The sequence below is a fragment of the Mycobacterium sp. genome, assembly GCF_050701675.1.
Classification (GTDB): Bacteria; Actinomycetota; Actinomycetes; order Mycobacteriales; family Mycobacteriaceae; genus Mycobacterium.
On record NZ_JBOGDD010001296.1, the window covers coordinates 1 to 1,593 of the forward strand.

2 protein-coding genes are annotated in these 1,593 nt (G+C 68.0%); one reads left to right on the forward strand and one right to left on the reverse strand.

The features are described 5' to 3' along the window. Window positions 1-628 (reverse strand): MFS transporter (locus ACRDUX_RS39985; RefSeq protein ID WP_526422948.1); only part of this gene is annotated, 628 nt, incomplete at its 3' end. Between the two features lie 33 nt (window positions 629-661). Between ACRDUX_RS39985 and cmrA the strand changes: the two genes are divergently transcribed. Continuing rightward, entirely contained in the window at window positions 662-1,468 is an 807-nt protein-coding gene (gene cmrA, locus ACRDUX_RS39990; RefSeq protein ID WP_526422950.1) for a mycolate reductase, read from the forward strand. Window positions 1,469-1,593: the final 125 nt, after the last annotated feature.

The window sequence follows — 1,593 nt, forward strand, 5'->3', positions numbered from 1 at the left end:
GGATGAACCACGCAGCCGTCAGAAGCATCGCGGCCCTGACGTTCTGGCCGTCGTCATGGGCAATCGACAACGCCCCGCGGGTATCGCCGTCACCGGCGATGAAGCCCAGATACACGATGACCAACAGGCCGACACTGCCGAAGTAGCCTGCCGCTGAACCGAATCCGGAGATCCGCCCGGACGTGTCTGCCGTGGAGAGCTGCCGCAGCATGGCGTTGTACGGGACCGTGGCCAGATCACTGAAGGCCGCGGTGCACGCAAGCAGCACCAAGGCGGGCCACAGGTAGTGGTAGTCGGCGCGAACGAGGCTCATCGCGGACGTCAAGACCACGACGACTCCGGTCAGGACGGCCAACGCGGTGCGACGGCGGTGCGGCGCGTCGACGAGAACCCCCGTCGCCGGGGCGAGCAGCGCGACGAACACGCCCGCGATGGTCAGCACCCGGCCGAGCCAGCTCGCGGGCGTCGTCGGACCCGGCAGTCCCGCCCCGACCTGTTGGGTGAGATAGACCGAGTAGACGAACGTGACGACGATCGCGTTCACGCCAGTGGCACCGCAGTCCCACAACGCCCACGCGACTACCCGGGACCTCGCCGCGGTGCGAGGAATCGTCGCGGGGTTGGTCATGAACGCACTCTATTGGTCCCTACGATTGTGCCCATGTCCGTACCCGCTCCCAGTCCCGACGCACGCGCCGTCGTCACCGGCGCCTCGCAGAACATCGGTGAGGCATTGGCCACCGAACTCGCTGCCCGCGGGCACCACCTCATCATCACCGCCCGCCGGGCAGACGTACTCACCTCGCTGGCGGATCGCTTGACCCAACGCTACGGCGTCACCGTCGAGGTGCGCCCCGTAGACCTCGTCGACCCCACGCAGCGCGCCGAGTTCTGCTCCGAGCTCGCGCAGCGCGACGTCTCCATCCTGTGCGCCAACGCGGGAACGGCCACGTTCGGCGCAGTGGCCAACCTCGACGTCGACGGCGAGAAGGCTCAGGTTCAGCTCAACGTCCTCGGCGTGCACGACCTCGTGCTCGCGGTGCTGCCGGGAATGGTGCGGCGCCGCGGGGGCGGGATCCTCATCTCGGGGTCCGCCGCGGGCAACTCGCCCATCCCCAACAACGCGACCTACGCCGCGTCCAAGGCGTTCGTGAACACCTTCAGCGAGTCGCTGCGCAGCGAGGTGAAGCCACACGGAATCCACGTCACCGTGCTGGCGCCGGGACCGGTGCGCACCGAGCTGCCCAATCCGGACGAGCAGTCCCTCGTCGAGAAGCTGATTCCGGACTTCCTGTGGATCTCCACCGAACACACCGCGAAGGTGTCGCTGGATGGGTTGGAGCGCAACAAGATGCGCGTCGTTCCCGGGGTGACGTCCAAGGCGATGTCGGTGGCGAGCGGTTACGCGCCGCGGTCCATCGTGACGCCGATCGTCGGCGCCGTCTACAAGAAGCTGGGCGGCGAGTAGCTCTCCCCGCTCACCGACCTAGCGGCGGCGGGGCGGAAGTCGGCGTCTTGTACGCGACCGGGATGTGCGTGAAGACGACGCGCTTACCCTGCAACTCGGCCGGGCGGAGCGACACCGTCAACGGC

Coding starts and splice junctions, on each gene's coding strand:
- cmrA (WP_526422950.1), top strand. CDS start 662: ATGTCCGTACCCGCTCCCAGTCCCGACGCACGCGCCGTCGTCACCGGC.